Below are 26,005 nucleotides of genomic sequence, written 5' to 3'. Positions count from 1 at the left end.
ACAGACACTATTAAACTTTAGGTAAGTTTGCCTATTTATAATTCATTGAGGTAAAAATCTTACTAATTCCTTTAATTCTATTATACAGCTGAGTTTACTAATTAACCTTTAATGTTTACGTTAGCATTTGCATCTTAAATCAAAGATTTACATATTATAGAAAATAATTATAAAATAATACACTACTTGTGTGTAAATTTTTTTGCATATCAAACTCTGTAAACAAATTTTTTAGAAAAGCAAAATAAATTATCTCTCTATGAAAGATCTATCGAATGTTGCAATTATAGGTGTAAACAAGAACGATAAAAGAGTGCGGGATTGAGTAACTATATATACTTCTGCTGGCATACCAGGATATAGGTATACGTTTTTAAATTGAGCAAGTTCTGATTTTGGTATCACCACTCGCACTGAATAATAACGCCCCATCCTTGGATCATCAAGAGCATCAGGGGAAATATGGTTTACTATACCGTTAATTAAACTTAAGCGACGTGCACTATAAGCGCTCAGCCTTACTTTAACTTTTAGCCCTTCTAGTCCGTCGATAGAGACTATATTGCTATCTTTCTTTTTTGCTGACAGTATCTCTTCTATGTTTCTGGTTAGAACTTTAGCATCTATTATTAGATCATCATCTGATGGTACTATACTCATGATTGGAACTCCAGATTGTATAACACCACCTTCAGTGTGGTATCTTATATCTGTAACTATACCATCTTGAGGTGATTTAATTATTGTACGTGCTAACGAATCTTCAGCAACCATCAGCCTCTCTTTTAAGTCTGCAATAGATGTATTGACTTCCTTAAGCTCAGCATTTGCTCTTTCTTGAGCATCATTCTTCACATTTATAATCTCTAACTCATTTTCTCCAATCTTTTGCTGTACTTGAGATATTGCAGAACGGTAATGTCCAACTCTACCCTCAATTTCAGCAAACTGTTTTTCTAAAGCTAAAATGTGTGGTTTGCTTATATGTCCACTATCAAGTAATTGTCTTTTTGTTTCTAACTCCTCAGTTATCAAGTCATATTGCTTATGGGCTGCATTTAGTTGAAAATTTAGCCCTGCTAATTCATCATTTAACTGCTTTATACGTTGTTGCAGTATGTCAGTTTTTCCTAATATACTCTTTCTCTGAGAGTTGAACAACTTTACCTGATTCTTTATCGCTTTATTTACAAGTTCATCGTTAGATAATCTTTTAACCTCATCAGAAAATTCTAGCGTATCTAAGTCTCCCCTAATTGCAATAAGTCTTGCTTCAGTTGCCAAAAGTGATAAGAGTTTTTCTTTAATTATACTCAAATTTGCCTTTTCGTTAACATCACTTAATAAAACTAAAGGCTCATCTTTTTTAACTGTTTGACCTTCTTTTACTAAAATTTTGCTTATTATTCCCCCACCCAAGTGTTGCACTATTTTTCTATTTGAAGAGACAATAACTTCTCCACTTGCATGCACTGCTCCGTCAATTGGAGCTATAGCCGACCAAATACCACCTATTCCAAAAAAGATGAATATCACCACTAAACCAAAAAATAGTGGTCCCCATGTGACTTTTAGGACTTCATTTGCGTTATTACTCTCACGTTTAAAAATAAAATTTATCATCGCATCAATCCATGCGAACGTCTTATCCAAAAATTGATATTTCTTCTTTCTATTTCCTGCCCTTTGCATATCTATATCATCACTACCAATCAGGCCTGTCAAAGAAAGTCCAGCACTAAGCTTTTTTAACTTACTCATTATAATACTACTGCGAATTCTTGTTAATCAGGATAACACACAAAAACAAAGAATCTATATCTTAAGTACTCTACTTAGACTATGGAACATCAGAATAAACTATTTAGTAACAATTCTTATACTCTATTGAATGGTTCAGCATTAGGCTAGAAAATCAAAAAGGTTTTACAATAACCATAATAACTATAATTATTATTAACACTGTTACTGCTTCGTTTAAAACACGAAAATAAACGTGAGTTTTCTTATTCAAGCCCACTACAAAATTTTTCCTATGCTTTGCAAGTAGGACATGAATAGCAAACATTAAGAATAATGCTAGCGCTTTTACATGAAACCACCCTTCGTGATATGGTTCCCTAATAATCATTAGCATAATTCCAAAACTAAGGGAGAAAAGCATTGCAGGGTTTATGATATATCTAAGGAGTCTCTTCTCCATTATTTGAAGTAAGCTGTCATTTTCTGACCCTGGTTTTACAGATGCATGGTAAACATAAAGCCTTGGCAAATAGAGCATACCTGCCACCCACATAATTACAGAGATAACGTGAAAAGCTTCAAGCCAGTGATAGTAGTCCATATAGATAGTATTATAAAATGTTAAAAATTTCTGGTATGATCTCAATTTAATAAAAGAAAGTCAATATGAAAGCAGAAAATTTCACTAAAGAACAGGTGATTGGATTCTACAGAAAAATGCTTCTCATACGCAGATTTGAGGAAAAAGCAGGACAATTATACGGAATGGGATTAATAGGCGGATTCTGTCACTTATCAATAGGGCAAGAAGCAGTTGCAGTTGGGACTCAAGCTGCATCAAAATCTGGTGATGCTTTTATCACAAGCTATAGAGACCATGGCTTAATGCTTGCATGTAATTCTGATCCGAATGTTGTGATGGCAGAACTAACCGGCAAAGAAACAGGGTGTTCAAAAGGCAAAGGTGGCTCCATGCACATATTTGATGTTGAAAAAAATTTCTTTGGTGGACATGGAATAGTAGGTGCACAAGTCCCAATTGGCACAGGAATAGCATTTGCTAATAAATACAAGAAAAAAGATAACGTTGTATTCACATATTTTGGTGACGGTGCTGCAAATCAAGGACAAGTATATGAATCATTTAATATGGCATCTTTGTGGAAGTTACCTGTGGTTTATATCATAGAAAATAACGAATACGCAATGGGAACTTCTGTACAAAGATCAACTTTAGTAACTGAACTATATAAAAGAGGAGAGAGTTTTGGTATTCCTGGAAAACAAGTTGATGGAATGGATTTTTTCTCTGTCTATGAGTTAACAAGTGAAATAGCTGAGCACGTACGTGGGGGAAAAGGACCTATCTTGCTTGAAATGAAGACATATCGATATCGTGGACATTCAATGTCAGATCCTGCTACTTATCGCTCAAAAGAAGAAGTTGAAGATATGAAGCAAAATCATGATCCTATAAGCACCCTAAAGCAGTATATAACAGACAATAAAATCGCTTCTGATGAAGAATGCAAAGCTATTGATAAGGAAATACGAGATTTAGTAAAAAAGTCAGAAGATTTTGCTAAAAATAGTAAAGAGCCAGGCATTGATGAACTATATACTGATGTTTATAAATTTGTTAGCTAATCAGTTGCCATCAAAATTATGTTTTGGCCTACTATAGATATTTTTTGGCAGCACTTAACTTTATTATATAACAGCCTAGTCAATAGAAACTGTAGTAACTCTTATATTATTGATATACACCGCTCTTGGATCATAGGTTAAATGAGTTTTATTTGACTTTTTGTGCTAGTTTGCAGAATATAAAGTTATTAATTGAATAAAATACATGACAAAAGAAAACTGGGAGACAGTAATTGGACTTGAGGTACACGCTCAGGTTTCTTCTAAGACAAAGCTATTTTCTAGTTCACTAACGGAATTTGGCACTGAGCACAATACTCAAGTTTCTCTAGTTGATGCAGCAATGCCAGGTACATTGCCAATATTAAATTATTTCTGCATAGAGCAAGCAATATGTACCGGTCTTGCACTTTCTGCAGAAATTAATAAGTGCTCTTACTTTGATCGTAAAAATTATTTTTATCCCGATTTACCACAAGGTTACCAAATAACCCAGTTCTTTGAGCCGATAGTTAAAAATGGTAAAGTGTTTATCAATAATAATGAAAAAGAAATAAGAATCGCAAGAATTCACTTAGAGCAAGATGCAGGAAAGAGTATTCATGAAGAAAGCAAAACTTACGTAGATTTAAATCGTGCAGGTGTTGCTTTAATGGAAATTGTTTCAGAGCCAGATCTTCGTTCATCTGCAGAAGCTGCAGAATTCATGAAAAAATTGAGGCAGATTTTGCGTTACATCGGTTCATGTGATGGTGATATGGAAAAGGGGTCACTTCGCTGTGATGCAAATGTTTCTGTTCGCCCAAAGGGTAGTAGCACATTTGGCACTCGTTGTGAAATAAAAAACTTAAATTCAATACGTTATATTGTACAAGCTATAGATTATGAAGCACAAAGGCAGATCAAAATTTTGGAAAGCGGAGGAGAAATAAGTCAAGATACCTTATTGTTTGATGTCACTTTAGGAAAAACAAAAGTGATGAGAAGCAAAGAAGATTCAAGTGACTATAGATATTTCCCTGAACCTGATTTGCTACCTGTTGAAATAAGCCAAGACAAAATTGATTCTATTAAATCATCTTTACCCGAGTTGCCAGATCAAAAAAAACTTCGATACATAGCGGAATTAGGTATCAATGAATATGATGCAGACGTTATCACTTCTGATAAAGAAATTGCCGATTATTTTGAAAAATTAGCAAAAAAGCATGATTCAAAGATTGCAGTTACCTGGTTAACCGTCGAGCTTTTCGGTCGTTTAAATAAAACAAATATTGATATTGTTAGCTCTCCAATTAAAGCAGATGCTTTATCCGAGCTCCTTGACTTTATCGTTGATGGAACGATCTCTGCTAAGCTCGGCAAGCAAGTTTTTGATATTATGTTTGAAACTGGCAAACCGGCATCTCTCATCATAGAAGAGCAGGACCTAAAACAAATAACCGATAGAGGTCAAATAGCAGAAGTTATCGACACAATCATCAATAGCAACCAAGATAAAGTTCAAGAATACAAAAGCGGTAAAACAAAACTATACGGATTCTTTGTCGGCGAAGTCATGAAACTTACCAAGGGAAAAGCCAGCCCTGATGTCGTAAACTTGGTTTTGAGTGAAAGATTAGGGTAAAAACAGGGGTAATGTATCTAGAAGATGATTCTCCTTGGGGTGTCAAACGCATTTACCATGGTATTGCCTTTCAAGAGTTATTGATCGTAATATCTCTAATGCATGAGATGGATATAACATCTCTCATGTCTAAGATACCTCAGTTGCGGATTAGCCAACGAAGTAAAGCTTAGAAATGCAGGGCTTTTTCGGCTGCATGGAATATGAAACAAGCGTAGAAAAAATGTGTACCAAAAAATTTATCGGTGATCTATGTCTTGTATGCTCAATCTCAAAGTTGTTTTTCAGAGAGCCAAAAACTGTCTCAATAATCGATCTTTTTCTTAACAAAATCTTCTCATTTAGCGCCATTAATGAGTTTTTCATACCCTTTTTTATACTGGTTACAAGCTTTAACCCTCTATCGAATAATTCGTGAAAAAGATCTTTTTTGATATATCCTTTATCTCCAAACAATAATCCAGTCAATTTCTGAGTTAAATTTGGCACAGGTTTTCTATCATCAATGTTGCCTTTTGTCACCGTAACCCCTTGAATTTCGCCAGCTTCGTTGATTACTAGATGTAGTTTAAAACCGAAAAACCACCCATAGGTAGTCTTTCCAATCTTTGCCAACCCTTTGAAAACTTTATTTCTCGAGGTCCTTTTTGGATGGCAAACAGCGATAGATGTTGCATCTATGTACGAAATCCCTGTCACTTTTGACTGTTCGCAAAACCATTGCATTAAGAGCACTAAATACCATAAAACCCTAGATTTTAGCCTAATAAACCTACTATAGGATGGCAATTTTGGAAACGCTGATTCGTATAATAATTTCAAATAATGCACATAGAAAATTTTAAAATTGTCGCACTTGGATTGGTGATATAGCAATATTATGGTAAGAATCTCTGAATGCGTAATCTCTGGCGTCCTGGTTGGTTTTTTGCTACTTGGTAGAAGTTTTTCTGCAAAATTCTTGTCAACTGAATTGCAAAAATCGTCGATCAGGCAAAATAATTCTGTTATATTTTCATTCATTGGTAACCTCTCTATTTTGTAAATAATTTTCCGAGGTTACCCTATTTTCCTGGCTTTTTCACTGATTTCTAATCCGCAACTGGGGTTCTCATGTCTAAGATGGGTAAAGAATGTTCTTTCTCCATAGACACAGAGTTAGAGTCAGCTCAAGGTTTTGATGACATTGTTGTTTGGCATGAGCAAAATAAAGATATAGTACATAAGTTTATACAAGTTAAGCACAACCAAAATGGAACTAAAAAAATCAGTGTAAGTAGCTTATTAACAAAAAGTGGTAAGTTTAGTATTTTAAAACTTTTCCTTGCCTATTTAAAAATCAAAAATAGTGCAAAGTTTAGTGATGGAATAAAGCATTTTCTTTTTGCTACGAATATGGATCTTGATTCACCATATTCAATACAACACGAAGTAAGAAACCTAAGAGCAATGTTAAGTGGAGAAAATAAAGGAAAAGAACTTTCATTTGTAAGGATAGACACAAAAGATGAGTTTCTGGATATAGGTGATAGTGCAAGATATAGAATTAGTGATTCAGGTGGTAGTGTTGCTCAATACTTGAAACAAAATATGGATTTTATAAAGCGTGAGATAGGCAAGGAAGTCAGCAATAAAGAGATAGAGGACTTTTTAAATGAACTGGTGTTCGTCGTTAACTTACCCCATGAAGCTCAGCTAAGAAAATTATTGCTAGGTAAGTTGAGTAGTAGGTTGAACAAAAAGTTCGACTATATTGGTGACAATCAAATCTTTTGTAATAATCTTCTAAAAAAAATATCAGACTGGGTAAAAGATATAAAAGCGCGTCCTCTTTCGTACAAAGAAGGAGAAGAACTTTTTCGAGAAGTTGAGCTGTGGGCTAGTACTTTAGGTAAGATAGAACAAGGAGTAAAAGAAAATAATGAAAGAATTGATAAAGTAATAGAACAACAACACAAGGATAGTAAAACACTACATAAAATATATGTGGCTGTAACGACACAGGATAACAAGCGGGTAGAGGAGCCTATTTGGTTTAAAATAATAGAGCCAGTTGCATTTTTTACTGGAAGAAATAGTGAATTAAAAGCCTTACATGATGCACTACAAAGGAGTACGGTCAGGCCAGCAATTATATCTCAGGTTGCTACTATTAGTGGTCTTGGGGGGATAGGTAAGAGTGAATTCGCTAGGCAATATGCTTACACATATGGAAAGGATTATTATGCTAACGTTATCTGGATAAATGCTGAAAGCGTTGAAACTATGAAAAATTCTTTCTTGGGGTTAGTTAAGGATGATAGATTAGGCATTTCTACCAAAGATAGGTACGAAAGGGACAAGACGATAGAAAATATTGTTAGAGAAATATATGCTTTCTTTGCAAGAAGGAAAGGAAAAAGCCTATTCATTTTTGATAATGCTGAGGGATATGAAAACATTAAAAGATTTTTACCTTCATCTTTACACCCTAGACATAAAAAACCTTACATTTTAATTACTTCTCGTGACTGTAAGTGGAATGTGAGAGGAGAAAGTGATATAAAAGTAATACAATTAGATAAGTTTGGTGAAGTAGAAGCTTTAGAATTTGTTAGAAAAGCTTTGAACATAGAGAATAATTTACAGGATAGGGAAATAGAAGAGCTAACAAGAGAATTACAATATTTTCCATTAGCTTTAGGACAAGCAGTTGTATATATCCAAGATCGAAATGAGGAATCGAGATTAAGAGGTGATAAGAGGTTTAAAATAAGTGATTACTTAAAAGAGTATCAACAAAATGAAGGAGAATTGCTTAAGAAAGGAATTTATGAAAATGAAGATCGTTATACTAAAACAGTTTTGACAACTTGGAATGTCACGATGACATATATATGCAAGGAATATGGCTTTGAAGCATTAAACATTTTTGAAATAGTGGCCTATCTTGCTCCTGATGATATTCGTATAAAAGAAATTTTTTCAAAGTCAATAGCGGATGATAAAGAAAAGCTGTGGAATGCTGTTGAACTACTTAATCGATATTCAATGATTAAGTTAAGGGAAGGGATAGTAAATATCCATAGTCCAGTACAGAAAGTAACAAGATTAAAATTGCAAGAGAAAGGTAGAGAGGAAGAAGTTCTTAGGAAAGCTCTAAATTTGGTGAACATTGGTGATGTAGCAAAAGATAATAAAATTCATGTTGCATTTATTTGGGGATATGCGAGTAAACATGGTAAGTTGATTGATGATTTTTACAAAGATACTAATTTACATTTGCTTGTTGAAAATGGTGATTATAAAGCTATTAAAAACTTATTAGCATATATAAAGAGAAAACATCAAAATAAGCTTAGTGGTATCGTTAATGCTAAAAATGGTTGTGATATTGCTCCATTGCATTTAGCTGCTGGGAATGGGGAATTGGACATAGCAAAATACCTGATCAATGAAGGTGCTAATATTGACGCTAGGGACTGTTTTTACCAAACGCCATTGTACTGGGCTGCTAAGAGTGGAGAGTTAGACATGGTAAAATATCTTGTAAATAAGGGTGCTAGTGTTGGTATTAAAGATAATTATGGCTGGACTGTGTTGTACTGGGCTGTTGAAAGTGAAAGTTTTGATATAGCAGAATACCTTATAAAAGAAAAAGGTATGGGTATTGATGTTAGTGCTAAGTACAGCAATGGCAAAACTATGTTACATGAGGCTATCAGGTTTGCAAAACTAGATGCAATAAAGTACCTGATTGATAAAGGAATTGATATTAATATCAAAAACGGATATGGTGATACTCCATTGCATTGGGCTGCTATCAGGGAAAAAGTTGATGTGGTAAGATATTTTGTAGAACAAGGTGCTCACGTTAACGCTAAAAATAATGAGGGAAAGACAGCATTGGATTATGTAACTGATAATCAAGAGCTTGTGGAGTTGCTTTTAACCCATGATGAAAGTGTTGAAGTAGCTTAAGAGAAAATTATTTATCTGTTTATTTTAACGTCCCAAAAATGTTTAACAAAAGTGTGTCAAACCGAGAAATAAAAATAAAATAGAAACAAAAAATAGAGGTTTGATATATGAGTTACAAAATAGAAAATGGAACGACTGGCCTGGTAGATTACAAAGAGCTGGAAGCAAATATACTGTCATCAATAAGGGAAGGTAAACCATTGATGGGGAGAGATGGAGCATTAACACCATTTGTAAAAAGGCTGCTGGAAGCAAGTCTAGAAGGTGAAATAGAGCATCATTTATCCAATGAAAGAGAAGAAAAGAATCGAAGAAACGGAAAGAATGGCAAAACTTTGAAGACGAGTATTTGAACTATTGACACCAAGAGATAGAGAGGGAAGTTTCGAACCACAGATAGTGAAAAAAAGGCAAACAAGCTTACATCCAGAACTTGAAACAAAGGTCTTGAACATGTTTGCAAGCGGTGTGGGATACAGGGATATAGCATCCTATGTGGAAGAAATCTATGACCATAAAATATCTGCAGCAGAGATATCTGGAATTACAGATAAATTACTGCCTATAATCAATGAATGGAGGAGTCGTCCCCTACAATCAGTATACCCGATAGTATTTATGGATGGGATGTTTTTTAAGGTCAAAGAGAATGGACATTGCATAAGTAAATGCATGTACAATATATTAGGAATAGACCAAAATGGCAGAAAAGAAGTACTGGGTTTTTACTTAGCAGAAAGTGAGGGAGCTAACTTCTGGCTAGGCGTATTAAATGACTTAAAAGAGAGAGGAGTAGAAGACATTTTGATAGCTTGTGTTGACGGTCTGAAAAGCTTCCCTACAGCTATAAATAGCGTATTTCCCAATGCTGAGGTACAGTTATGCATTGTGCACCAAATAAGAAATTCACTAAAATACGTATCCAGCAAAGATATAAAAGTTTTTATGAATGATTTGAAAAAAATATACCGTGCTACAAGTAGAGAAATCGCCGAAAATTATTTACTTGAACTGGAGGAAAAATGGGGTGAAAAATATCCTTTAGTCATAAAATCGTGGCAAAACAATTGGGAAAATTTGTCTAGTTATTTTAAGTATTCTGGCCCTGTTAGAAGGCTAATTTATACCACCAATCCAATTGAGGGGTTGCACAGACAAATCAGAAAATTTACTAAAACCAAAGGTTCATTTACCAGTACAAATGCCTTGTACAAATTGGTATATTGTGCTATAAAAAAGATAGAGCAAAAATGGGCTATGGCTTTGCCTAATTGGGCTCTAACTATATCTCAACTTGATATCTTTTTTCCTGATAGGTTAAAAATTGAGTTGAACTAAAAATTCGCTTTGACACACTTTTTTGAACATTCCCTAAATTATCACTTTTTCTATTCATAAATCCACCTAATTTTCCTAACCAAATAATAGCTTGTTTTATGTTTGGAGGTTCTTCTGGCAATTTGGCTACTTTATGCTCACGTATGTAAAGGGTTTTCCACTCTTCATTACTTAAAACCTTGGTACAAACCTCCATGGGATTCGATAAAGCGACTTTTGTTAAATATAAAATTTTAAATGCAATAATGCTCTTTATAGCGATTAATTTCTCTAATCTTTCTTTTGTAGCTAAACGAGAGCTTTCTACCTTACATCCTGATTTTAAAATCCTAAAATACTCCTCGATTTTCCATCTTAGCTTATACCAATTGATCCTTTCTATAGCATCTAAAGTGCTATTAACTGGTACATTAGTCAGCAAAGTCCAATCAATAGCTTCTACTCTTTCAGGAGGATTTGTTTCTTTGGCACTTACTACATATATAGCGATTTTATCACTTATTTTATGCTCTGTATCTTTCGATCCATAAATGTAAGAAGATCTGATAGGTATATAGCCTTTCATATACCTGACTTCAATGTTAGCTTTTCTTGAGATTTGGTATTTATTTTCAGCAACATTCAAAACAATTTCCCTTTTTACAGGCAGTTGAGTTATACGTGTTTGCAAATCCGTTTTTCCCCCTTCAATACAGATGAATTTCCTATTAGTTCGGTTGCGGATTACATAAAAACTATCCAATGATTCAATAGTCCATAAAAACTTAAAAATATCTGCTTCCCTATCACCAATAGTAACAAGCTGTGCACCTTCTGCGAGGTTATTTAGGGTTTCTTTTAGTGCCGCTATCCATTTATAGCTTTCTTTCTCCTTTATAGCAGTACGGTATTTCCTGTTTGCTTTTTCTTGCGCTGTTTCTTCCCTGATAGAACGTGCCCAACACTGTTGAGAAGATAGCCCTAAAGGTAATCCGTCTTTGTTAACTATTAAGGCACTGTGCAATAACAAACCCTTTTTATGTTTTGTATAGGCTTTAGAAATACTACCTAGACCCTTAGTCTTTATATGAGAGTCAAAATCCAAATAACTTGTATCTTGAACTGAAAATACAATCTCATCTCCTTTTATCCTTTCTATAGTTTCTTTATAATGGGAAGAATAAATTTCCTTAGCTTCAAGCTTTTCATTGCTAAATAATCTGTATGCACCTTTAGCTTCTTTCCATCCTACACAGCTTTGATTAATTGACCCAGACGCCTTATTCTCTATTAAATAGCTTGTTTTAATAAGTCTTTTATTAAGCCTTACATCTCCCAGATTAACATGTCTCAACTCTTTTTCTAGCCATTTATCTCCTAAGCCATCAGCACATTGTACATTTCTATTTACTTCACACATTTTTACCTCATCTTACTCAGTATATTTTTCTCTATCTTACTTGCTTTTTATACTTGTGGGTAAAAGTGAGCTCAAAAAACTATCGAACCTTGTTAAGTTGTCAAAACAGCTTAAAAAAGCATCACATTCTTCAATTCCTGTTTTAGTTACAACTGGATTAGTATTCATTCGATTAAGTAAGATTCTTGCTTGAAAGTTTTTGTTACAACTCTGAGCACCGGCAACTAAGTTGCTCAGAGTGTTAAACGTCCACATATCAGGTGCAGATGGAAGAATCGGAAATATAGCTAGATTAGCTAATGATAAGGCAGCCCTTAAAGTTTCATCTGCTCTTCTTGCGTCAACAATAATATCTTGATATTTGGACTGTAAAGCTTGTAGCTCATTTCTGATTATTACACCAATGTTAATTTGGCCTAACACCTTGTGAATACTGTTAATTTTCGGTAAACTTTTGTCCTTGTCTCGCTGGGATGCCCACAAGGTAGCTAGCATTAATGGGTCAAGATCATAGAGAAGGACATTTCTACCTTCCCTAGCACGCATCACCGCTATATTTGTGGCTATGGTCGTTTTACCAGTACCACCTTTTTGACCACCAACAACTATTATCATAACACACCTCATAATATTTTAATTCACTTGGCGTCTACTAAAAAATCAATAAGGGCAGTTTACATAATCCCATTTCAATGTTCAAGAAAAAGCGCTCTGGTGCTCATTCTTTGTTTATAAATAATATTCTTGATTCAATCCTTTGCTTTCTTTTCAATGTATCTACATATCAGAATAGACAGCTCATATAATACCAACATTGGAATTGCAAGCCCTACTTGGCTTAGTACATCAGGTGGAGTTAAGATTGCAGCAATAATGAAAATTACTACTATCGCAATTCTACGTTTATTTGACAAACTTTGTGCAGTGATTAGCCCTACTCTCACCATTAAGGTTAGTATGACTGGAATTTGAAATGCAGTACCAAACGCAAACATGAATTGAAGAACAAGGTCTAAATATTCACTAACTGATGGCATAAACTCTATTGGTATACCGAAAGATTTACCGCTATGTTCAAAAGCAATAAAAAATTTCCAGGCTAGGGGAAATATGTAGTAGTAAACTACAGCGGCTCCCGTTACAAACAAAACCGGTGTTGCAATTAAGTATGGCAATAACACTGCCCTTTCTCTTTTATATAAGCCAGGTGCTAGAAACATATAGAATTGCCATGCAAACACAGGAAAAGAAAACAACAGTGCACTCATTATTGCAACCCTGAGATATACAAAAAACGCTTCTGTTAAGTCTGTATAGATTAGAGAAAAATCATTGCTATCTTTTGTAACTTCTATTAAAGGTGCAAGTAAAAAGCGGTATATATTTTCTTTAAAGTAGTAACAAAACCCGAAGGTAACACAAAAAAATAGAAAGCAAAAAATAACCCTTTTTCTAAGTTCCGCAAAGTGCTCATAAAATGAAGCATATTTTTGTGAGTTTTCGTTCATACTTTACAATAAAGCTATATCTAACATTCTCAGTGAAAAAGCCCATTCATTATCGTACCACGCTGCAACTCTACAGATATCACCTGTGACATATGTACCAGCTAAATCCACAATTGCACTATAAGGGTTATGGACAAAGTCTATTGAAACTAAAGGCTCGTTACATACGGAAAGCACATGATTTGCTGAATTCTTAAACATTTCATTTATTTCTCCAGCTGTTACCTTCTTATCAGTCGTAAATTTAAAATCAACCATAGAAACGTTGCTAACCGGAACTCTAATAGCAGTACCATCTAGCTTACCCTTTAACTGAGGAATGACAGAACCAATTGTTTTTGCTGCTCCAGTTGTAGTTGGCACCATAGAAAGGCCACAAGCTCTTGCCCTACGTAAGTCTCTATGGTTGCCATCAAGAATATTTTGATCATTCGTATAGGCATGTATAGTGGTCATAAAACCGCTTTTTATACCTAAATTGGAGTGTAAAACGTGTACAATCGGAGCCAGACAGTTTGTAGTACAAGAACCTGCTGAGATCACTTTATGCTCCTTTTTTAGCATATCGTTATTTACGCCGTAAACTACAGTTACATCAGCATCTGAAACTGGAGCAGAGACAATTACTCTCTCTGCATTATGCTTTGCTGCTTCCGCACGCTTGTTGAATGCACCAGTGCATTCAAGCACTACATCAACATTCCAAGGAATATTTTCAGGGCTACGTTCTCTATATAAAGAAAATTTCCTGCCATTTATAGATAGCCAATTTTCAGACTCGTTAAAATCAATATCGCCGTTAAATTTGCCATGAACAGAGTCATATTTAATCAAATGTGCATGCTGCTCAGCACTGAGCGACCCATTTACCGCCACAACTTCTATTTGCTCGCTATAGTTTTCTACTTCAAAAATAGCACGCAATACACTTTTGCCTATTCTACCAAGACCATTAATTCCTACACGAATTGTCATTTTTCCATCTTAAAAGTTTAATTATAGAGGATATTGCCTGATATTTCATTCTATTCTTTTAGCTGTTAATCCTAATGTTATAATATATTGATTGACTAAAGAAACTGTATCACTTAATTAATAATATCTAAATTTTAACTTGGAGTAGGTTATGCATGGATTACCAATGACAAATTCAGATAATCAGTATCAGCAAAGAAAAATAGAAGCATTGCAAAAAGAAAATAAAGGACTGTCAGAAAAAGTGAAAACACTACAGAAAATGTCAGTGCTGCACAATGAAATGCTAGTAATGCTACAGTGGAAATCAATACCAGAGAAACTGCGCACAGAAATATTAAAAAAACTGCTAGAAACACCTCAAGAAGCAGCAGCATTTCAATTAGAAGAAAGAGATGAAGATCAGCAAGTAATAGAAGACATACTGGATATGCAAGAAGAATTTGAATCTTCACAAAATTTGGAAATGCGGGAGTGTTAAATAAACCATACGCGTCAAGTTAAGGAAAAGTGGTATAAGGAAGAAAGGAAACGAAAAAAAACTATTTTATATATTAAGTAATAAAGTTATTAATTTATAGATTCTTCTGAAAAAATCATCTTCTTCTAGATAAGAACTCCCTAAAAAAATAAATGTAACAAATAAAATGCCCATCTCAAATGTTGCTATATTTCACGATATTTCCTTAACTTGACGCGTATGGTTAAATAAACTGTGTCAAACCGAGAAGTAAAGTAATAAATTGATAAAAAAATGGAGGTTTGACAATGAGTCAAGCAAACACAACTACCGGTTTGGTAGACTATAAAGAATTAGAAACAAATATCTTATTGACCTTACCCAGAAAAAGTAGACAGAAAGTTAAGACGTTTTTGCTATGAGAATGATGAATCAAAAAGCTCAGGAATGCAATAGTTAATAGTAGAATGTCTACGCTGTTTATTATAAAAAATTTCTATATATTCAAATATTGCGGTTTTAGCTTGTTGTGCAGAGTGTTGTGAAGTATCAATGAGTAACTCTCTCTTAAGTGAACTAAAAAAGCTCTCTGAAACAGCATTATCATAACAACAACCTTTGTGACTCATACTAGAAGTAATATTTTTTGTACTTAGTAAAAATTGATAATTTTTAGAGGTGTATTGCGATCCTTGATCGCTATGAAATAGTAGATTTTTAGCAGATTTGCGCCTACCAATAGCCATGAATAACGCATCTATAACTAATTGCCTATTTACTGCATTACTCATTGACCAGCCAATCACCATGCGTGAATATAAATCTATTATTGCTGCCAAATATAACCATCCTTCATTAGTTTTTATGTACGTAATATCAGTTACCCATATCTTGTTAGGTTGATCAGCGATGAAATTCTGATTTAATATGTTAGGAGTTATAACTCTATTGTCTATTTGTGGTTTTTTACTTTTAAACTTTCGTCTAAGCTTAGCTTGAATGCCATTTTTCTGCATAACATTTTGCACTGTTTTGATGTTATAATTTTTACCTAAAGCCTTTAATTCAGCGTGAATTTTAGGAGCTCCGTATCTGCATTGTGATGCTCGATATACCTTCTGAATATCTTGTATGAGCTCTTCTCTTATTGATTTTTTGTTGTTTTTTTCCTTAGTAATCCATTTATAATAACCACAAGCAGATACGTTCAAAAATCTGCATAATTCCCGTATTTTATAGCAGTTTTCATGTTCTTTTATAAAAGAATATTTTACTCTTTTTGGTTTGCAAAATATCCCAGGGCTTTTTTTAAAATGTCTCTTTCCCTCGTTACTCTTGCCAGCTCTTTCTTTAAATCAAACTTTTCTTTGTCACAATGAGCTACTTTCCCTTTTCCTGGAAACGCATCTACTCCAGACATTCTATCATTGTATGTTTTTACCCATCTGCTTAATGAATCACCGCTAATACCCAAATCTCTTGCTATTTTTGCTGATGATTGACCTGTTTCTTTTACTAGTCTTATAGCTTCAATTTTGAATTCTGCTGTATATTCTTTTCTTTTTGTCATACCACACCTCTTTGAAAAAACGTTTTATTTTACTTCAAAAACGTCTTAACTTTCTGTCTACTTTTTCTGGGTAAGGTCAAACCGAAGAAATTCAAAGACTTTACGGACAAGTATTTGAACTATTGACACCAAGAGATAGAGAAGGAAGTTTCGAGCCACAAGTAGTCAGAAAAAGGCAAACAACCGAACTTGAAGCAAAGGTTTTAAGTACATATGCCAGTGGCATGGGATATAGCATCGCATGTAGAAGAAATATAAAATATCTGCAGCAGAGATATCAAGTATTACTGACAAATTGTTACCGGTAATCAACGAATGGCGCAGTCGTCCGCTGCAATCTGTATATCCAATAGTGTTCATGGTTTTTTAAGGTCAAGGAGGACGGGCATTGTGTAAGCAAATGTATGTATAACATATTAGCAAAATGGCAGAAAAGAAGTTTTGGGTTTTTATTTGGCTGAAAGTGAAGTTCTGGTTGGAAGTACTAAATGACCTAAAGGAGAGAGGAGTAGATGATATTCTGATAGCTTGTGTTAAAAAGCTTTCCTACAGCTATAAATAGCGTATTTCCTAAAGCAGAAATGTATAGTACATCAGATAAGAAATTCACTGAAATATGTATCGAGCAAAAGTTTTCATGAATGATTTGAAAAAAACATATCAAGTAGAGAAATAGCCGAGAATTATTTGCTTGAGCTAGAGGAAAAATGGGGAGAAAAATATACTTTAGTTTTGGGAGAATAATTGGGAAAATCTGTCTAGTTATTTTAAATATTCCGGCCCTGTAAGAAAGTTAATTTATACCACAAATCCTATTGAAGGGTTACATAGACAGATCAGAAAATTTACTAAAACTAAGGGCTCATTTACTAGCACAAATGCCTTGTATGAATAGGTATATTGTGCTATAAAGAAGGCAGGAGAGAAATGGACTATGCCTATACATGATTGGGCTTTTACTATCTCTCAACTTGATAGGGAATGTTCAAAAAAGTGTGTCAAACCGAGAAATAAAAATAAAATAGAAACAAAAAATAGAGGTTTGATATATGAGTTACAAAATAGAAAATGGAACGACTGGCCTGGTAGATTACAAAGAGCTGGAAGCAAATATACTGTCATCAATAAGGGAAGGTAAACCATTGATGGGGAGAGATGGAGCATTAACACCATTTGTAAAAAGGCTGCTGGAAGCAAGTCTAGAAGGTGAAATAGAGCATCATTTATCCAATGAAAGAGAAGAAAAGAATCGAAGAAACGGAAAGAATGGCAAAACTTTGAAGACGAGTATTTGAACTATTGACACCAAGAGATAGAGAGGGAAGTTTCGAACCACAGATAGTGAAAAAAAGGCAAACAAGCTTACATCCAGAACTTGAAACAAAGGTCTTGAACATGTTTGCAAGCGGTGTGGGATACAGGGATATAGCATCCTATGTGGAAGAAATCTATGACCATAAAATATCTGCAGCAGAGATATCTGGAATTACAGATAAATTACTGCCTATAATCAATGAATGGAGGAGTCGTCCCCTACAATCAGTATACCCGATAGTATTTATGGATGGGATGTTTTTTAAGGTCAAAGAGAATGGACATTGCATAAGTAAATGCATGTACAATATATTAGGAATAGACCAAAATGGCAGAAAAGAAGTACTGGGTTTTTACTTAGCAGAAAGTGAGGGAGCTAACTTCTGGCTAGGCGTATTAAATGACTTAAAAGAGAGAGGAGTAGAAGACATTTTGATAGCTTGTGTTGACGGTCTGAAAAGCTTCCCTACAGCTATAAATAGCGTATTTCCCAATGCTGAGGTACAGTTATGCATTGTGCACCAAATAAGAAATTCACTAAAATACGTATCCAGCAAAGATATAAAAGTTTTTATGAATGATTTGAAAAAAATATACCGTGCTACAAGTAGAGAAATCGCCGAAAATTATTTACTTGAACTGGAGGAAAAATGGGGTGAAAAATATCCTTTAGTCATAAAATCGTGGCAAAACAATTGGGAAAATTTGTCTAGTTATTTTAAGTATTCTGGCCCTGTTAGAAGGCTAATTTATACCACCAATCCAATTGAGGGGTTGCACAGACAAATCAGAAAATTTACTAAAACCAAAGGTTCATTTACCAGTACAAATGCCTTGTACAAATTGGTATATTGTGCTATAAAAAAGATAGAGCAAAAATGGGCTATGGCTTTGCCTAATTGGGCTCTAACTATATCTCAACTTGATATCTTTTTTCCTGATAGGTTAAAAATTGAGTTGAACTAAAAATTCGCTTTGACACACTTTTTTGAACATTCCCACTTGATATCTTTTTTCCTGGTAGGTTAAAAATCGAGTTGAACTAAAAATGCGATTTGACACAGTTTATTTAACACTCCCAACTTGTCCGGGAATTGATAAACTCAAGCATATTTCTCTCCTTAACATAACTCTACTCATAGCCAGATATATGAAATTTTCAGTGAGTAAATCTTATTCTTTCGATAGTCTTCTATTCCTAAAGCAAAAGTCCTTTCTACAACTCACCTTCTTGGCTGTACTTTAAACCCCTCATTGGTAGTAGCTAAGGCGGTGTGTCTTTGTTGACTTAGAACCTACATGAAGGCCTTTTGACAATCTCAATATCCATACCATATTCTTCCTTTATATGATTTTTTAAATTTTCTCCTTGGTATCCCATCACATAGTAAATACCGCCATTTACACCTGTACACAATACATAGAAAATTGCTTCTAATATTTCTCTTTTGCTATACTTTGACGACCTTCCTCCTTTCCTGTATGATACTCTGGAGTAGCTTTCTATTCTTGTCCATTCCCTTTGACTTAGGTCTGCTGGATGCTTTTTTCTCATCTTTACCCAGCACTAAAACTTTAGATATTATAGCCTTTTACTAATCTCTGGACAAGCTCTAGCTTCGGTAAACTCAGGAGAAGGTTCTTTTGCAAAAAATGCAGCATGTACAGCATTTTTAATGAAAAAACACGCGGCAAGTGCAAATATTGCTGTTGGTATATAACACCAAGGAGAAGCTGTACTAAAAAAAGTAGCAGAAGCTACTGTTAAGCAACAACAAGTAAATATTGCTTGAAGCATAATATACTGTCTATCAACACCACCATACTCGGCCATTAATTTTCTAACTTTGTTATTGCTGCCGTATGGTAAACAAAATATCTTAATAAAAGCTGTTACACTATTAGTAGCAAGACATGAATCACGCTCTATTGCTCTTGGTAAGTAATATTTTTTATTTGCATTAGGATCTGCACCATATTGCAGAAGCAGTTTTACAACCTTCTCTCTCTCATGCCAATTTTCACGACATTCCACCGCTTCATGTAATGCCTTATTGAGGCTTTCACTTTCTTTATAAGCACCATTCTCCAAGAATAGATTTATAATTTCAATGTCCGCTCCTTCAGTTACAGCAAGGATAAGTGGTGTATAAGAGATAATTGAATCATATAATATATCATTAATATAGTCACCAAATCTTTCATCTTTACCACTTTTGAATTTGGAAAAAAGCTTTTTAAGAAACGCTATATCCTGATTGCGGATAGCCTCATATAAGTAAAACCTCAAATCTTCAGGCGAATTAATTCCATTTAAATTTTCGTCAGTTAGATTTGTAACCTCTTCTATATTTTTCTTAGTGAGAAATGCATATGCAGAACCTAGCTGCTTAAATTTCTCTTCATTTTGTTTCTTCACAACCTCATTTTTACCTGAATGTTTATCAGGATGATATTTCAAAGCTAATTTTCTATAAGCTGATTTAATTTCTTGTTCACTAGGCGCATAGCTTGATTGAAAACCTAATATTTTTAAAGCCTCGTCTCTTTGTATGGCCATAATGTTTCTTTAATAAATTTATATATATAGTTTATTATATAATATCTATGATATAAAATCAAGTAATTCCCGATAATCTAGAAAAGCAAATTTTTCCATTAGCTGGTTTTTAGAAAAATTTAATCCCCTCTCATAAAATTCATTTTTCACATCAGATTTACAGTAATCATGAACCTGTTACGTGTAATTCTTCTCCACATAATCACTAATAATTGCCTTAAATTCTTCAAAAATATTATCACCTTGTAAAGTTTTGAAATATTTGCCGTCTTTGTAGACTGCTGAAACAGGTTTTTCTCCATACCCAGGCAGGCTGATCCCCAGATTTGCATGTTTGCTCTCTCCAGGACCATTTACTATGCATCCCATAACAGCAACTTTCATATACTCTACACCAGGATTCTTTTTCTTCCATACCGGCATATGAGTTTTTATGTAGCCATTTACTTCCTTAGTTAATATACGAAAACGATCGCTACTTGTGCGTCCACAACCAGGACATGAACTCACCTGAGGGTTAAAGTAGCGCAAACCTATAGACTGCAGTATTTCCTGACATACTACCACCTCATTAGTGCGTGATTCACCAGGGCGCTGAGTTAAAGAAGCCCGGATAGTGTCTCCAATACCATTTTGCAATAAATAAGTAAGCCCTGCTGTGGTATTTACTACGCCTTTGTTACCCATACCAGCTTCGGTTAAACCCAAATGCAGCGCATAATTGGAAGATTTTGCAAGTGCCGTATAAACTAAAATTAAATCCTGCACTCTACTGACTTTACATGAAATGATTATTTTCTCTGCATTAAGGCCAATCTTTTCAGCTTTTTTTGCACTACCAAGAGCAGACATTACAAGCGTCTTACGTAATATAACATAAGAAGTTTTTGGATTACTAGATAAGGAGTTTTCATCCATTAATTTTTGTGAAAGGTACTTATCAAGACTACCCCAATTTACTCCAATTCTGACAGGAAGATCATGCGTTATTGCATACTCTATAATTTTTTCAAATTTTTCATCACGTTTATCACCAAAGCCTATATTACCTGGATTTATCCTAATTTTACCCAGAATTTTAATGTTGTCTGGATAATCCTGAATCAGCCTGTAGAGCTCATATTGTCCACAGCCTACTAATATCTTACCATCAAAGCCTTCTTTATTTATTTCCTCTACTATATAAGGTATTGCTTTTGCTACTTCCTCTGAGTTCAAAGCAATTCGCACCAATTCTGAACCTGCATGCGCTAGTTCTATTACTTCTTTTGCATATTTCTGAGCACTGCTTTTTATGTTGTCAGAATCTATATGTGCACCAAGTGCCATGGATTGAACAACTATAGGATTATTTCCACCTATCTTCACTTGTCCAACTTTTACAGTATGAGTTTTATGCCTGGAAACCGGCGATGACTCATATGCATCATCACTCAATGTCAGGTCTCTATCTAGCATATTATTAATCGTGACACTATTTTACTGTGTCAACTACACTGCCAAATGAACTTGAGCCATTTAAACTATGCTGTGGTGTTCTATTTAGATCAGTAATAGAATCATGAGAGCACGTTCTTCTTGATGGACTTTCTTTTATAGTAACATTTATAGGGGAAACTTTTTTTTCTCGTGTTGAAGTAACTTTTTTCCCTTTTTGTTGTTCACTTTTATGCTGCTTACTTTCATACTGAGAAACTGGCTCTTGATCTATAAATACAGCACCCTTTAAACGTGCAAGATTAATACCATGCTGATTGATCATAGCATCCTCCCCATCTTCAACTATGCAAGCTCCCACGTTGTTTGGCTCGTTATCAAGGCTAGCAATTTTTTTTTCTTTTAATTTTTTGATTAGATCTTCTTTATTTATAGCTAGATCTTGTAACTTTTTTTTCTTGAGGAGCTCCCTACGCTTCTCATACAGTTTATATGACTTAGCAAAATCCTCGTCTGCATGAAAGTTTGCACCACCAGGGTTACCAGGAGGTATGTATCTCTTACTGAACTTTACCTTAGACTTCGCTTCAACATTATGTACAGTAAAGAAACTAGAAACCAAAAGTATTAATATAAATAAAACTTTAGAAAAGATCTTAAGCATACTATAGTGAATATTGTGCTTTAAAAGATACCAATTAACAAACTTCAAGTAAATCAGAATCTCTACCAACTTTATAATACAAACATCTTTCTAAAAAATTTACTACCAAAACCTACATAATCTAAAGGAAATTTAAGGTGTTACAAATTTTACGTAACACCCTTTCAAGAAGAGCATTACACTCTTCCTTGCTGTAAGTTATTATTCAGTTTTTCGGTATCACCTACATTACTAAACTTCCCATTTGGTTTATCTTGAGACAAGTCATTTTTCTTCTCTTTATCAAGCTTAACTCCCTGATAGATACAGAATGCAACAAAGCTAGTTACCGCTATTACAGCAACAGCACTGACTATGGCACATAGTATTGCTTGTTCTTGTCCCCCTACCATGTCTGCAAATGTCTCTACTTTTTCTTCTAAACCTGTAAATTTTTCTTGCAGGCCGTTTAAGTGCTCTTGCATACCTTGAAACTGCTCAATACCAATCTTTTCTTCTAATGCGCCAAAAACTTTTTCAAACTGCTCAACATCTATCTTTTGAGCTTCTTGCCATTTTTTTAATTCACCAAAAACTTTTTCAAACTTCTCAGCATCTATCTTTTGACTTTCTTGCAATTCTGTTACACCTAACCAATTGCGCAAAATTCCTTTTACCATTTTAACCCCCTAGCTAATTAATATATTATAATTTTACATTCCCAATGTTTAAATTATTATTAAATTAACTATCATTATACATTGATCTTAAAATAACTTTCCCCGACCTGAAAGTTTAAGCTAGCGATCATTCTACCAATATCTCTCTCTTTCCTGAGTAACTTGGAGCACTGACAATACCTTCTTTCTCCATTCTTTCAACAATATTTGCAGCTCTGTTATAGCCTATTCTAAGTTGCCTTTGAATGTAACTAGTTGAAACCTTTTGATCTCTCTGAATGATGGCCACCGCTTGCTTGTATAGATCGTTCTCTTCATTCTCTGTTTCACCTTCTGATTCTGCAAAAGAATTTTCATCTTCTTGAGTGATTTCCTCCATGTAGTTTGGCTCACCTTGCATTTTCAGATGATCAACTATATTTTGTACCTCATCATCACTTACAAATGGACCGTGAACTCGAATAATCTTACCACCAGAGGCCATATAAAGCATATCACCCATACCGAGCAATTGTTCAGCCCCTTGTTCACCAAGTATTGTACGGCTATCTATCTTAGAAGTAACAGCAAAACTAATTCTCGTTGGAAAGTTTGCTTTTATCACACCTGTTATCACATCTACAGATGGGCGTTGTGTTGCCATTATGATGTGTATTCCTGCAGCACGAGCCATCTGAGCTAAACGTTGAATAGAGCATTCTATATCTTTGCCAGCAACAAGCATTAAATCTGCCATTTCATCTACAATCACCACAATATACGGAAATGTCTCCATTTTAATCGGTATTTTTTCAAACAAAGGTTTACCCGTTGTTGAGTTAAAGCCAATCTGTACAACGCGTTCCAATTCTATTCCGCTATTCATCGCTTCTGTAATTTTTTGATTATAGTTTATTACATTCCGCACATTTAAATATGACATCATACGATAGCGATTTTCCATCTCTTTCACGATCCACTTAAGAGCAATAACAGCTTTTTTTGGCTCTGTTACCACTGGCGTTATTAGATGCGGTATTGCATCATATATTGAAAGCTCAAGCATCTTTGGGTCGATCATTATCATCTTGCATTCATCAGGACTTAATCGATAAACAAGCGACAGAATCATCGTGTTAATCGCAACTGATTTACCTGATCCTGTAGTTCCGGCAACAAGCAAGTGGGGCATTTTAGTCAGATCTGCAATAATTGGTTTTCCGCTTATTTCCTTGCCTAGTGCAATCGGAAGATTTAAGTTTGCATTTTGGTATTCTGGCGATTCCAGTAAATCACGCAGCATAACAATTTCTCGTTCTTTATTTGGCAATTCTATTCCCATTGCATTTTGTCCACGAATTATTGAAATACGTGCAGAAAGTGCACTCATTGAACGTGCAATATCATCTGCAAGACCAATCACTCTTGCAGATTTTGTGCCTGCTTGTGGTTCAAGTTTGTATAAAGTCACAACCGGTCCATAACATACACTTATAATTTTTCCTTGCACGCCAAAATCACTTAGAACCTGCTCGAGCAGAGATAAATTCTTATTGCTCTCTAATGCATTCAACTGTTTTCTCTGCACAGATTCTTCTACTTTAGAAAGTAAGTGAATGCTTGGAAACTCAAACTCGCTAGAAGGTGGTTTAAAAATCTCTTCGGTAGCTTTTTTCTGTCTTTCTTTTGGTTGTTGTCTAGTGGTTCTATATTTTTCTTCTACTACTAACGGTGCTATTGAATAATCAGTAGTTTTACGTAACCTGAAAAACAGAACCTTTGTAAAAAGGGAAAATATTTTTTTACATAGGAAAAGTAAAGAATAAACCGTTCTCTTCCAACCAATTAACCCTACAAAACCTATTGATGCTGCTACTGCAAAGATGTAAAATGGGTAGTTACTAATTAGTGCATTTCCTATCATTCCGCCATGCAAATACCTTGCAGTGATACCGAGCGAAAGTTGCGCTAATGTAGCGCATATTCCTAAATTGATTAATATTAAATAGAGAATTTTCAGCAGCCTTTTTGATATCAAAAAGTAAACTACGGTTGTAGCTATTGTAATACTAGCGAGTCCAAGAAATTGAACCAATATATCAGCTAAATATGAACCTACTACTCCGCCCAAATTTGTTACTTCCTGATTTGTAGCTGTATTTAAGGATGGATCTTGATAATTATAGCTAAAAACCGATATATATATATACATTAAGAGTAACAGGTATATCGCTGATTTTAGCTGTTTTTTTAACATCTACTTAAAGTAATAAGTAATTGTATATTTTACAAAGTGAATTGCTATTATCAATATCATCACGGATAAATCTAATCCATTGAACGGTTGTATATACCTTCTGATAACCTTTAGTGGAGGATGGGTAAGTCGGTTTAAAGTTTGCATTATGTTGCTTACAACTTCATTATACATGTTCACTACATTCAATTTAATCAACAAATCGAGAACAACTGAGCATATTAGAATGAAGCTGTAAAGATCAAGTAGCAGGTTAAGTAAGTATATGATTGGATGCATATTACTAATTTATACTAAAGTCTATTATGTGTAGTGATATATATAAAATCAAGCCTCACAATAATTTTCATGCTGAAATAGGTATAAACAATAACTGATTAGTCTGTTTATCAACTGATATGTCGGTTCTGTCGCATCTATAAACCATAGGAAAGAAGATCATTAAAGGTGGGATTATAGGAGTTATGAAGCCATTAACATAGCAAAATTCTCAAAAGTAGAAACATTATTTTAATAATTTGTCTTTTTTGAATCATACGAATATTTTCTATGCCTGTGATGGTAATCTTTGCGGAATGGAAGCTTTTAAACCCAAGCATTGGCTTTATTAGTTTTTTGATAAATCTATCAACAATATTATTTAGATATTTTATTTGAAGAACTGTAATCTTCAGAAATTTCTGCATTCAAATCATCAAGAGCAGCAGTATTACTGCCGCTTTTATCAATTACAATTTTCTCAGGAAGATAGTTACTCCTGAAGGCTTTACGAAAGAATGCAAGTGCTGCAGACTTGTCTCTACTAACACACAAGAGGAAGTCTACAATATATAAATAAACCCATTTACCGTTAATTGGGAATGTTCAAAAAAGTGTGTCAAACCGAGAAATAAAAATAAAATAGAAAC

Annotated in this window: 17 protein-coding genes and 6 pseudogenes; 7 read left to right on the top strand and 16 right to left on the bottom strand. The window is 34.3% G+C overall.

What is annotated here, in order from left to right; all coding sequences use genetic code 11:
* Positions 1 to 249: 249 nt before the first annotated feature.
* Both ACQH21_RS04390 and hemJ read right to left on the bottom strand, forming a co-directional pair.
* Positions 250 to 1,761, bottom strand: a complete 1,512-nt coding sequence (locus tag ACQH21_RS04390; RefSeq protein WP_264730728.1) for an HlyD family type I secretion periplasmic adaptor subunit — start codon at positions 1,759 to 1,761, stop codon at positions 250 to 252.
* A 154-nt stretch (positions 1,762 to 1,915) separates the two neighbouring features.
* On the bottom strand, positions 1,916 to 2,344 hold the full coding sequence (gene hemJ, locus ACQH21_RS04385) for a protoporphyrinogen oxidase HemJ (protein WP_006013861.1): 429 nt from the start codon (positions 2,342 to 2,344) through the stop codon (positions 1,916 to 1,918).
* A gap of 65 nt (positions 2,345 to 2,409) precedes the next feature.
* Between hemJ and pdhA the strand changes: the two genes are divergently transcribed.
* Positions 2,410 to 3,390 carry a pyruvate dehydrogenase (acetyl-transferring) E1 component subunit alpha gene (gene pdhA, locus ACQH21_RS04380; RefSeq protein ID WP_108784629.1) on the top strand — a complete coding sequence of 327 codons (981 nt, stop codon included), beginning with the start codon at positions 2,410 to 2,412 and terminating at the stop codon, positions 3,388 to 3,390.
* A gap of 205 nt (positions 3,391 to 3,595) precedes the next feature.
* Positions 3,596 to 5,017 (top strand): Asp-tRNA(Asn)/Glu-tRNA(Gln) amidotransferase subunit GatB, encoded by a 1,422-nt coding sequence (gene gatB, locus ACQH21_RS04375; RefSeq protein WP_425383967.1) that lies wholly within the window; start codon positions 3,596 to 3,598, stop codon positions 5,015 to 5,017.
* 150 nt (positions 5,018 to 5,167) lie between these two features.
* Here gatB and ACQH21_RS04370 read toward each other — a convergent pair whose 3' ends face one another.
* Positions 5,168 to 6,040, bottom strand: a complete 873-nt coding sequence (locus ACQH21_RS04370) for an IS982 family transposase (RefSeq protein ID WP_425383942.1) — start codon at positions 6,038 to 6,040, stop codon at positions 5,168 to 5,170.
* A 90-nt stretch (positions 6,041 to 6,130) separates the two neighbouring features.
* On the opposite strand from ACQH21_RS04370, the gene ACQH21_RS04365 reads away from it, so the two are divergent.
* Both ACQH21_RS04365 and ACQH21_RS04360 read left to right on the top strand, forming a co-directional pair.
* Positions 6,131 to 8,977, top strand: coding sequence for an ankyrin repeat domain-containing protein (locus tag ACQH21_RS04365; protein ID WP_425383966.1), 2,847 nt, complete (start codon positions 6,131 to 6,133; stop codon positions 8,975 to 8,977).
* Positions 8,978 to 9,084: 107 nt separating this feature from the next.
* Positions 9,085 to 10,315, top strand: a pseudogene (locus ACQH21_RS04360) (IS256 family transposase).
* Here the strand turns inward: ACQH21_RS04360 and ACQH21_RS04355 are convergent.
* From ACQH21_RS04355 to gap, 4 genes are all read right to left on the bottom strand, one after another.
* On the bottom strand, positions 10,260 to 11,714 hold the full coding sequence (locus ACQH21_RS04355) for an IS4 family transposase (protein ID WP_425383965.1): 1,455 nt from the start codon (positions 11,712 to 11,714) through the stop codon (positions 10,260 to 10,262). The pseudogene ACQH21_RS04360 and the gene ACQH21_RS04355 overlap by 56 nt on opposite strands.
* 36 nt (positions 11,715 to 11,750) lie before the next feature.
* A complete protein-coding gene (locus ACQH21_RS04350; RefSeq protein ID WP_425383964.1) occupies positions 11,751 to 12,329 on the bottom strand; it encodes an AAA family ATPase in 579 nt (192 codons plus the stop codon).
* Between the two features lie 134 nt (positions 12,330 to 12,463).
* Positions 12,464 to 13,222: a twin-arginine translocase subunit TatC gene (gene tatC, locus ACQH21_RS04345; protein ID WP_010401503.1), complete on the bottom strand. Its 759-nt coding sequence runs from the start codon at positions 13,220 to 13,222 to the stop codon at positions 12,464 to 12,466.
* A gap of 3 nt (positions 13,223 to 13,225) precedes the next feature.
* Positions 13,226 to 14,197, bottom strand: a complete 972-nt coding sequence (gene gap, locus ACQH21_RS04340) for a type I glyceraldehyde-3-phosphate dehydrogenase (protein WP_425383963.1) — start codon at positions 14,195 to 14,197, stop codon at positions 13,226 to 13,228.
* Between the two features lie 166 nt (positions 14,198 to 14,363).
* Here gap and ACQH21_RS04335 point away from each other — a divergent pair, with 166 nt between their 5' ends.
* On the top strand, positions 14,364 to 14,678 hold the full coding sequence (locus ACQH21_RS04335; RefSeq protein ID WP_265022419.1) for a hypothetical protein: 315 nt from the start codon (positions 14,364 to 14,366) through the stop codon (positions 14,676 to 14,678).
* A 395-nt stretch (positions 14,679 to 15,073) separates the two neighbouring features.
* On the opposite strand, the pseudogene ACQH21_RS04330 reads toward ACQH21_RS04335, so the two are convergent.
* A pseudogene (locus ACQH21_RS04330) lies at positions 15,074 to 16,227 on the bottom strand (IS3 family transposase).
* 73 nt (positions 16,228 to 16,300) lie between these two features.
* Here ACQH21_RS04330 and ACQH21_RS04325 point away from each other — a divergent pair.
* Positions 16,301 to 17,203: pseudogene (locus tag ACQH21_RS04325) on the top strand (IS256 family transposase); the annotation flags it as partial.
* A gap of 73 nt (positions 17,204 to 17,276) precedes the next feature.
* Positions 17,277 to 18,507: pseudogene (locus ACQH21_RS04320) on the top strand (IS256 family transposase).
* A gap of 99 nt (positions 18,508 to 18,606) precedes the next feature.
* Here the strand turns inward: ACQH21_RS04320 and ACQH21_RS04315 are convergent.
* The 8 genes and pseudogenes from ACQH21_RS04315 to ACQH21_RS04280 all read right to left on the bottom strand — a co-directional run.
* A pseudogene (locus ACQH21_RS04315) lies at positions 18,607 to 19,096 on the bottom strand (hypothetical protein).
* Between the two features lie 27 nt (positions 19,097 to 19,123).
* Positions 19,124 to 20,101, bottom strand: coding sequence for a DnaJ domain-containing protein (locus tag ACQH21_RS04310; RefSeq protein ID WP_425383962.1), 978 nt, complete (start codon positions 20,099 to 20,101; stop codon positions 19,124 to 19,126).
* A 177-nt stretch (positions 20,102 to 20,278) separates the two neighbouring features.
* Entirely contained in the window at positions 20,279 to 21,559 is a 1,281-nt protein-coding gene (gene ispG / locus ACQH21_RS04305; protein ID WP_425383961.1) for a flavodoxin-dependent (E)-4-hydroxy-3-methylbut-2-enyl-diphosphate synthase, read from the bottom strand.
* Positions 21,560 to 21,575: 16 nt separating this feature from the next.
* Positions 21,576 to 22,202: a TRP75-related protein gene (locus tag ACQH21_RS04300; protein WP_064085267.1), complete on the bottom strand. Its 627-nt coding sequence runs from the start codon at positions 22,200 to 22,202 to the stop codon at positions 21,576 to 21,578.
* 176 nt (positions 22,203 to 22,378) lie between these two features.
* Positions 22,379 to 22,861, bottom strand: coding sequence for a hypothetical protein (locus tag ACQH21_RS04295; RefSeq protein WP_425383960.1), 483 nt, complete (start codon positions 22,859 to 22,861; stop codon positions 22,379 to 22,381).
* A 127-nt stretch (positions 22,862 to 22,988) separates the two neighbouring features.
* On the bottom strand, positions 22,989 to 25,097 hold the full coding sequence (locus ACQH21_RS04290; protein WP_425383959.1) for a DNA translocase FtsK 4TM domain-containing protein: 2,109 nt from the start codon (positions 25,095 to 25,097) through the stop codon (positions 22,989 to 22,991).
* Positions 25,098 to 25,376 (bottom strand): YggT family protein, encoded by a 279-nt coding sequence (locus ACQH21_RS04285; RefSeq protein ID WP_010401649.1) that lies wholly within the window; start codon positions 25,374 to 25,376, stop codon positions 25,098 to 25,100.
* A gap of 183 nt (positions 25,377 to 25,559) precedes the next feature.
* Positions 25,560 to 25,952 (bottom strand): annotated as a pseudogene (locus ACQH21_RS04280) (DDE-type integrase/transposase/recombinase); the annotation flags it as partial.
* Positions 25,953 to 26,005 lie beyond the last annotated feature (53 nt).

The sequence above is a fragment of the Wolbachia endosymbiont (group B) of Eupithecia inturbata genome (genome assembly GCF_964030915.1).
Lineage (GTDB): Bacteria > Pseudomonadota > Alphaproteobacteria > Rickettsiales > Anaplasmataceae > Wolbachia.
Note: the sequence above shows the minus strand (reverse complement) of the source record. Positions and strands in the feature narration are given on the sequence as shown.

Coding starts and splice junctions, on each gene's coding strand:
- ACQH21_RS04390 (WP_264730728.1), bottom strand. CDS start 1,761: ATGAGTAAGTTAAAAAAGCTTAGTGCTGGACTTTCTTTGACAGGCCTG.
- hemJ (WP_006013861.1), bottom strand. CDS start 2,344: ATGGACTACTATCACTGGCTTGAAGCTTTTCACGTTATCTCTGTAATT.
- pdhA (WP_108784629.1), top strand. CDS start 2,410: ATGAAAGCAGAAAATTTCACTAAAGAACAGGTGATTGGATTCTACAGA.
- gatB (WP_425383967.1), top strand. CDS start 3,596: ATGACAAAAGAAAACTGGGAGACAGTAATTGGACTTGAGGTACACGCT.
- ACQH21_RS04370 (WP_425383942.1), bottom strand. CDS start 6,040: ATGAATGAAAATATAACAGAATTATTTTGCCTGATCGACGATTTTTGC.
- ACQH21_RS04365 (WP_425383966.1), top strand. CDS start 6,131: ATGTCTAAGATGGGTAAAGAATGTTCTTTCTCCATAGACACAGAGTTA.
- ACQH21_RS04355 (WP_425383965.1), bottom strand. CDS start 11,714: ATGTGTGAAGTAAATAGAAATGTACAATGTGCTGATGGCTTAGGAGAT.
- ACQH21_RS04350 (WP_425383964.1), bottom strand. CDS start 12,329: ATGATAATAGTTGTTGGTGGTCAAAAAGGTGGTACTGGTAAAACGACC.
- tatC (WP_010401503.1), bottom strand. CDS start 13,222: ATGAACGAAAACTCACAAAAATATGCTTCATTTTATGAGCACTTTGCG.
- gap (WP_425383963.1), bottom strand. CDS start 14,197: ATGACAATTCGTGTAGGAATTAATGGTCTTGGTAGAATAGGCAAAAGT.
- ACQH21_RS04335 (WP_265022419.1), top strand. CDS start 14,364: ATGACAAATTCAGATAATCAGTATCAGCAAAGAAAAATAGAAGCATTG.
- ACQH21_RS04310 (WP_425383962.1), bottom strand. CDS start 20,101: ATGGCCATACAAAGAGACGAGGCTTTAAAAATATTAGGTTTTCAATCA.
- ispG (WP_425383961.1), bottom strand. CDS start 21,559: ATGCTAGATAGAGACCTGACATTGAGTGATGATGCATATGAGTCATCG.
- ACQH21_RS04300 (WP_064085267.1), bottom strand. CDS start 22,202: ATGCTTAAGATCTTTTCTAAAGTTTTATTTATATTAATACTTTTGGTT.
- ACQH21_RS04295 (WP_425383960.1), bottom strand. CDS start 22,861: ATGGTAAAAGGAATTTTGCGCAATTGGTTAGGTGTAACAGAATTGCAA.
- ACQH21_RS04290 (WP_425383959.1), bottom strand. CDS start 25,097: ATGTTAAAAAAACAGCTAAAATCAGCGATATACCTGTTACTCTTAATG.
- ACQH21_RS04285 (WP_010401649.1), bottom strand. CDS start 25,376: ATGCATCCAATCATATACTTACTTAACCTGCTACTTGATCTTTACAGC.